The 6,762-nt window shown below is 64.8% G+C and carries 6 protein-coding genes; all 6 read right to left on the bottom strand.

From position 1 onward, the window contains the following. Positions 1-66: 66 nt before the first annotated feature. Positions 67-1,098 carry a UDP-3-O-(3-hydroxymyristoyl)glucosamine N-acyltransferase gene (gene lpxD / locus AB1346_10305; GenBank protein MEW6720827.1) on the bottom strand — a complete coding sequence of 344 codons (1,032 nt, stop codon included), beginning with the start codon at positions 1,096-1,098 and terminating at the stop codon, positions 67-69. After that, positions 1,088-1,699, bottom strand: coding sequence for an OmpH family outer membrane protein (locus tag AB1346_10310; GenBank protein ID MEW6720828.1), 612 nt, complete (start codon positions 1,697-1,699; stop codon positions 1,088-1,090). Before AB1346_10310 ends, lpxD begins: the two co-directional genes overlap by 11 nt. A 26-nt stretch (positions 1,700-1,725) precedes the next feature. Continuing rightward, a complete protein-coding gene (gene bamA, locus AB1346_10315) occupies positions 1,726-4,023 on the bottom strand; it encodes an outer membrane protein assembly factor BamA (protein MEW6720829.1) in 2,298 nt (765 codons plus the stop codon). Further along, positions 4,020-4,700, bottom strand: a complete 681-nt coding sequence (locus AB1346_10320; protein ID MEW6720830.1) for an ABC transporter ATP-binding protein — start codon at positions 4,698-4,700, stop codon at positions 4,020-4,022. The genes bamA and AB1346_10320 overlap by 4 nt, the downstream gene beginning before the upstream one ends. Continuing rightward, complete coding sequence (locus tag AB1346_10325; protein ID MEW6720831.1) at positions 4,693-5,928, bottom strand: lipoprotein-releasing ABC transporter permease subunit; 1,236 nt, start codon at positions 5,926-5,928, stop codon at positions 4,693-4,695. Before AB1346_10325 ends, AB1346_10320 begins: the two co-directional genes overlap by 8 nt. Positions 5,929-5,933: 5 nt before the next feature. Then, on the bottom strand, positions 5,934-6,762 hold an 829-nt coding region (locus AB1346_10330; GenBank protein MEW6720832.1), incomplete at its 5' end, for an amino acid--tRNA ligase-related protein.

Below are 6,762 nucleotides of genomic sequence, written 5' to 3' on the forward strand. Positions count from 1 at the left end.
TGTCCACAAGCAGGAACGGATAGCGGTGCGGCAGCAGGTCCATGATTTCCTGGCATGAAATCAACGTCATCCCTCCTCTTTCTCCGGATTTCCGCCCTCCAGCCGCTTCACCCGCCGGAACAGCTCTGGAAGCGAAGGCAGCAGCATCACCATCCGCAGCCACGTCTTGTGGGGCATCACGGGGATGCCGGACCACGCGGCCGATTCCTTCGCGGAGATGGATGTGGCGACGCCCGTCTTCGCCCCGAGCATCACTCCGTCGCCGACCTCCAGGTGCCCTGCCAGCCCCGCCTGCCCCCCGATCATCACCCGGTCCCCGACCTTGCAGCTTCCCGAGATCCCGGTCTGCGCCGCGATGACGGTGTTCTTCCCGATGACGACGTTGTGGCCCACCTGGATCAGGTTGTCGAGCTTGGTCCCCCGGCCGATCCGGGTGACGCCCAGCGCGGCCCGGTCGATCGTGGTGTTGGCGCCGATCTCCACGTCATCCTCGATCTCGACGATCCCGACCTGCTGGATCTTCTTGAACCCCGTTTCCGATGGAGCGAAGCCGAACCCGTCGCTCCCGATGACGCATCCGGCGTGGAGGATCGCCCGTTTCCCCACCTTCACGCCATGGTACAGCGTCACGCGCGGATGGAGGAGGCAATCCTCGCCCACGGAAGCGCCCGCCCCGACGAAGACGCCGGCGAGGAGCACGGCCCGGTCGCCGATGACCGCCCCTTCCTGCACGACGGCGAAGGGTCCGATCGAGACGTCCTTCCCCAGGACGGCCCCCGGGTGGACGCTCGCCTGGGGAGAGATTCCCGCGGGGGGCCGCACCGTCGGATGGAACAGCTCGACGGCGCACGCGAAGGAGTGATATGGGTTCGGCGACAGAAGAAACGCGCACCCCGCCCCCGCGACGGGCGCCTTGGCGATGATCGCGGCCGCCTTCGTCTCCCGCGCATGCACCGCGTATTTCGGGTTCGACAGGAAGGTCACCTGCTCCGGGCCCGCCTCTTCGATGGAGGCGATCCCCCCGACCTCGGCGTCCGGTCCCTGGAGCGCGGCGCCGATCTTCGGCGCCAGCTCCGAAAGAAGGAATCTATTTGCCACCGCCGCCCTCCTTTTTCACGCCGGACCCCTTCTTCTCGGCGGGCGCTTTTTCGGGTCCCGGCGTCTTTTCGGACCCCGCGCCCTTCCTTTCCTTGTTCAACATTTCGAGGACCCTTCCCGTCAGGTCCATGGAATCGACGACGTGGATCACCCCGGCGGACCGCTCGAGGATCAGGTCGTACTTCTCGGCCTTGACGAGGGCGTCGATCTGCCCTTCGATCCGCTTCAGGATCTCCCGGGTCAGCTCGCCCTGCCGCCCCTGCATCTCCCGCTCCGACTCCTGGGTCATTTTCCTCAGATCGTTCAGCTTCGCCTGGAAGGCGTCCTCCTTCTCCTTCAGCTTCTCCTTCGAGGCGATCACCTTCTGCTTGTCGATCTCGTCCTTCAGCTTCTTCAGCTCTTCCTGCTTCGCGTCGATTTCCTTCTTCAGCTCCTCGTAGCGGGCCTCCATTTTCTTCTTGGCCGCCTTCCCCTCTTCGGACTCGTTCAGGACCTTGTTGACGTCCACGACCGCGATCCGAATGCCCTCCGCAAGCGCCGGGCAGGCGAAGGACGCCGCAACGAATGCCGCCACCGCGATGATTCCCGTCTTCCGCATCATTTCCGCTCCTTGTGGAACTATTTTCTTTAGAACACCGTGCCGATCGTGAATTCGAAAACGCTTGCGGGCGCTCCCGGCGGCCGGTTGAGGTTCCAGCCGTACTCGAACCGCATGGGGCCCATCGGCGAGTACCACCGCACGCCCGTTCCGTAGCCGATCCAGATCCTCTCGTCCACGAACGGCCAGGCGCCCTGCCGCCAGGTGTTCCCGGCGTCGACGAAGAACACCCCCTTGAAGCCCGTGTCGCTTCCCAGCGGGAACTGGTACTCGACGTTGCCGATGATATCCTTGTTGCCGCCGACCTTCTCGCCGGTGTTCGGATCGATCGGCGAAAGGGTCCGGGAACGGAATCCCCGGATGCTGTAGGGCCCTCCGAGGAAGAACCGCTCATAGAGGGGGACCTCGCCTTTCCCCCATCCCCCGTCGGTGCTGACGACATGCCCCCACAGCAGGGACGCCGAGAGGACCGTGGATGCGGTCACCGGGTAGAACGCCTTGGCGTTCAGGATGTACTTGAGGAATTGGGTGTCCCCGCCCAACGGTCCCCCGGCGTACTGCACGGAGACGGACTGGACGGTGCCTTTCGACGGATCGATGTACCGGTCGGTGGTGTTCCGGGTCGCGCTGACGATCAGGCTCCGCGTCTTCTGCTTCCCCTTCTCGATCTCCTTCCGGACGATGTCCTCGGGGAGCTCGTTCTCCACCGGGAGGACCTTCGTGTCGTCCAGGGCGAACGACACGCTGCCGTGGAGGAAGCGGCTCAGGTTGTACCCCACCCCGATCCTGCCGCCCTTCGAATCCTTCTTGAAATCCTCGTACTCGATTTTGTTGTTGTAAAGCGTCGTAAGCAGGCTGTAATCCGTGTCGAACAGGTGCGGGTTCCGGAAATCGAGCGTGAAGGAGGTCCGCCGCGATCCGAACTGCGAGTTCAGCGACGCCTTCCAGCCGCGTCCGAAGAGGTTGTTCTCGCTCAACTGGACGACCCCGAAGATCCCGTCCATCGAGCTGTATCCCATCCCGCCGGAAAGCGTGCCCGTGGGCGCTTCCTGGATCTCCACCTTCACATCCATCTCCGCGGCGTTGTCGGCCGGCGCGGTGGTCACCTTCACGTCCTTGTAGTAGGAGGTGCGCGTGAGGTTCTCCTTGGTGGTCTTCAGCTTCGTCGCGGAATAGGTCGCCCCCTCGGCGACGTCGACGGACCTGCGCACGACCCGGTCGAACGTTTTCGTGTTCCCCGCGATCTCCACCTTCCCGAAGTGGAACATCCTCCCCCGCTCGATCCGGTAGGTCAGGTCCGCGACGGGATACTCCTTTCGCTTCTCGAGGCCCGGCGACACCAGCGCCTGCGCGTACCCCTGGTCGTTCACCAGCGTGGTCAGCGCCAGCAGGTCGGACAGGAGGATCTCCCGGTTGAAGAGGTCTCCGCTTTTCAGCTTCACGGTCTTCCGAAGCGTTTCCTCGGAGACCCCGGACTCCCCCGAGAAGCGGATCGTGCCGATCCGGTACTGCCGTCCTTCGTAGATCCGCAGCGTCAGGACCAGCCCCTCCTTCCCGCGGTCGAACTGCGGGTCGGAGATCTTCGAGTCGAGGAAGCCGGCGTTCTGGTACAACGCCTCGAGCTTCATCACGTCGTTTTCCAGGACGTCCTTCTTGTAGACCCCCGAATTCGTGATGAAGGAGAAGAAGCCCTCCTCGTTGGTTTCCATCGCTTTCAGGATCTGCTTGCGGGAAAAATACAGGTTCCCCTCGACGACGATCTTCTCGATCTTGAGCTTCTCCCCCTCGGCGATCCGGAAGGTCACGCGGATGGCGCCCTCGGCGTCCTCCGAGACGACGGATTCGACCTCAGCATCGATAAATCCATTGTTTTTGATTATTTCCCTTAAATTATTGACGGATTCCTTTACCTTCTCCTCCTGGAACAGCGACCGCTCCTTCACCGTGACGCCTTCCTTCAGGTCCTTCAGGTCGACATCCTTGTTCCCCTCGATCGCGACCGAGGCGACGACCGGCTTCTCCGAAACGACGACGGTCAGCCGGTATCCGCCCTCCACCTCCTCGCTGTCGATGGTCACGCCCCGGAAATATCCCATCCGCGAGATCGCCTTGATGTCCTCCCGGATCCTGGCGAGATCGAGCTCCTGCCCAACCCTCGTGGACATGGCCTGCCGGATGTCGTCCGGAGGGACCCTCTTCGCGCCCTGCACGTCGACGGCCACCACCCGGAATCCATCCGCCCGGACGCTCCCCCCCGTTCCCGCCAGGATGAAGGCGCAGAGAAGGAAGGCGCACAATCCCCCCGGGAGGCGGACCTTTCCCTTCATTCGACGATCCGTCCGTCGTCGATTCGGATCACCCGGTCGAGGCGCCCTGCCACCCGGTCGTTGTGGGTCACCATCAGGACCGAAAGCCCGCGCGCCCGGTTCAGTTCGAGGAGCAGGTCGACCATTCCGGCGGCGGTCGTCCGGTCGAGGTTTCCGGTCGGTTCGTCGGCTAAAAGAACGGACGGCTCCATCACGAGCGCGCGGCAGACCGCCGCCCGCTGCTGCTCTCCCCCGGAGATCTCCCCCATCCGGTGGGCCAGCCTTTCGGAGAGTCCGACCTCCCCGAGAAGCGATTCCGCCCGGCGCCTCGCCTCCCGCGGGTCCATCCCGGCGATCCGGCAGGGGAGCATGACATTGTCGAGGACGCTGAACTCGGGCAGCAGGTTGTGGAACTGGAAGACGAACCCGATCTTCCGGTTGCGCAGCGACGCCAGCTGCTCTTCCCTCAGCCCGGTGATGTCCTCGCCCTCGAAAAGGATTCTTCCGGAGGTGGGGCGGTCGAGGGTACCCAGGATCTGCAGGAGCGTGGTCTTCCCCGCGCCGGAGACCCCCACCACGCCGACCGTCTCCCCGCGCCGTATGGAGAGAGATACACCCTTGAGCACGTGGATGTCGTACCTGTCCCGGCGGAACACCCTCCGGATCTCCTCGGCGCGGAGGACGGGGACGTCACTCATATCGGATGGCCTCGGCGGGATCGACCCGCGCGGCCTGGGCCGCCGGGTACACCGTGGCGAGGAAGCAGATCAGGATGGAGCTCGCGACCACGAGCAGCACCGTCTTGACCTCCAGCAGCACCGGGAGCGTGGTGATGTAGTAGATGTCGCTCGGAAGGCTGATGAACCGGTACCGCCGCAGAAGGTAGCAAAGGATGGCGCCCAGGAAGGTCCCGAGGGCCGTCCCCGAGATCCCGATGATCAGCCCCTCGATGGCGAAGATGCGGCGGATGGTCGCGCGCGTCGCGCCCAGCGTCATCAGGATCGCGATGTCCTTGGTCTTCTCCATCACGACCATGATGAGCGTGCTGATGATGTTGAAGGCGGCGACCATCACGATGAGGACCAGGATGATGAACATCACGACCTTCTCGAGCTTCAGGGCGGAGAACAGGTTCCGGTTGGTCTGCATCCAGTCCTTGGCCCAGAAGGGGTAGCCGAGCTCCGCCCTCAGCCGCTTGGCGATGTCGGCCGCGGCGTAGATGTCGCGGACCCGCACCTCGATCCCGGTTCCGCGCCCCTCCAGCCCCAGCAGCCGCCCCGCCTCCTCGAAGGAGATGTAGGCGAAGGTCGCGTCGTACTCGTACATGCCGGACTCGGCGATCCCCGCGACGCGGAACCGCGCGGTCTTCGGGAACGCGCCCAGGGGGGTGATCGACCCGCCGGGAACCAGGATCTCGACGAGGTCCCCCGCCCCCACCGCGAGGTTCCCCGCGAGCTCCTTGCCGAGGATGACGCCCGGCATCCCGCCGGCCGCCGGCCGGTGAAGGTCCTCCAGCTTCCCGACCCGCAGGTCCTTCGTCAGGCGGGTGACGCTCCCGAAGGTGGCGGTGTCCACTCCGCGCAGCACGCCGCCGACGGAGCCGCTCCCCGAGGAGATCATCATCTGGCTGAAGATGTAGGGCGACGCGGCTGCGACCCCCTCGAACTTCCGCACCCGCTCCGCCGCCTCGAACGGCTTCGCGACGGAGCCGTCCAGGCTGGTCACGTGGATGTGCGCCGTCGCCCCGAGGATCCGGTCCTTCAGCTCGCGCTCGAAGCCGCTCATCACGGCGAGCACGATGATCAGCGCCATTACGCCGACCGCGACCCCGCCCACGGAGATGAAGGTGATGATGGAGATGAACGTCTGCTTCCGCTTCGCCAGCAGGTATTTCTCGGCGATGTGAAGCTCGACGGGGACGCGCAACCTTCCTACCCCTCTTTCCGGAGATGCGGGAACAGGATCACCTCTCGGATCGACGGGGAGTCGGTGAGCAGCATCACGAGCCGGTCGATCCCGATCCCTTCGCCCGCGGCGGGCGGCATCCCGTATTCGAGCGCGCGGATGTAGTCCTCGTCCAGGAAATGGGCCTCCTCGTCCCCCCGCTCCCTCCGGCGGATCTGCTCCTCGAACCGCCCCCTCTGGTCCTCCGGATCGTTCAGCTCGGAGAAGGCGTTGGCGATCTCCCGCCCCCGGACGATCAGCTCGAACCGGTCCACGAGCTGCGGGCGGCGGTCGTTCCGACGCGACAGCGGGGACACCTCGATCGGGAACTCGGTCACGAACGCGGGGCCGGCGATCTTCCGCTCCGCGACCTCCTCGTAGACGGCCGCCAGGAGGTCGCCCATGGAGGCCCGTTCGGCGCCGGGGAGATTAAGCTCCTTCGCCATCCCTCTCAAGAACGGTTCCTCCGACAGCTTCTCCTCCGGGACTCCGCCGTGCCGGGCGACGGCCTGCGCGATGGTGATCCTCTCCCATGGGGGGGTGAAATCGATGACTTCCCCCTGGTATGGAACCTTCATACCGCCGGTCAGTTCCCTCGCCAGGGAGGAGATCATGTCCTCCGTCAGCGCCATCAGCTCCTCGAAGGTCGCATACGCCTGGTAGAACTCGAGCATCGTGAACTCGGGGTTGTGCTGGGTGGAGATCCCTTCGTTCCGGAAGTTCCGGTTGATCTCGAAGACCCGCTCGAGCCCCCCGACGAGCAGTCGCTTCAGGTACAGCTCGGGGGCGATCCGCAGGTAGAGGTCCATGTCCAGC

The organism is Thermodesulfobacteriota bacterium (assembly GCA_040758155.1).
Taxonomy (GTDB): domain Bacteria; phylum Desulfobacterota; class Deferrimicrobia; order Deferrimicrobiales; family Deferrimicrobiaceae; genus UBA2219.

Excerpts from the sequence above, each read along its gene's own strand:
- bamA (MEW6720829.1), bottom strand. The coding sequence starts at position 4,023 with ATGAAGGGAAAGGTCCGCCTCCCGGGGGGATTGTGCGCCTTCCTTCTC.
- AB1346_10320 (MEW6720830.1), bottom strand. The coding sequence starts at position 4,700 with ATGAGTGACGTCCCCGTCCTCCGCGCCGAGGAGATCCGGAGGGTGTTC.
- AB1346_10310 (MEW6720828.1), bottom strand. The coding sequence starts at position 1,699 with ATGATGCGGAAGACGGGAATCATCGCGGTGGCGGCATTCGTTGCGGCG.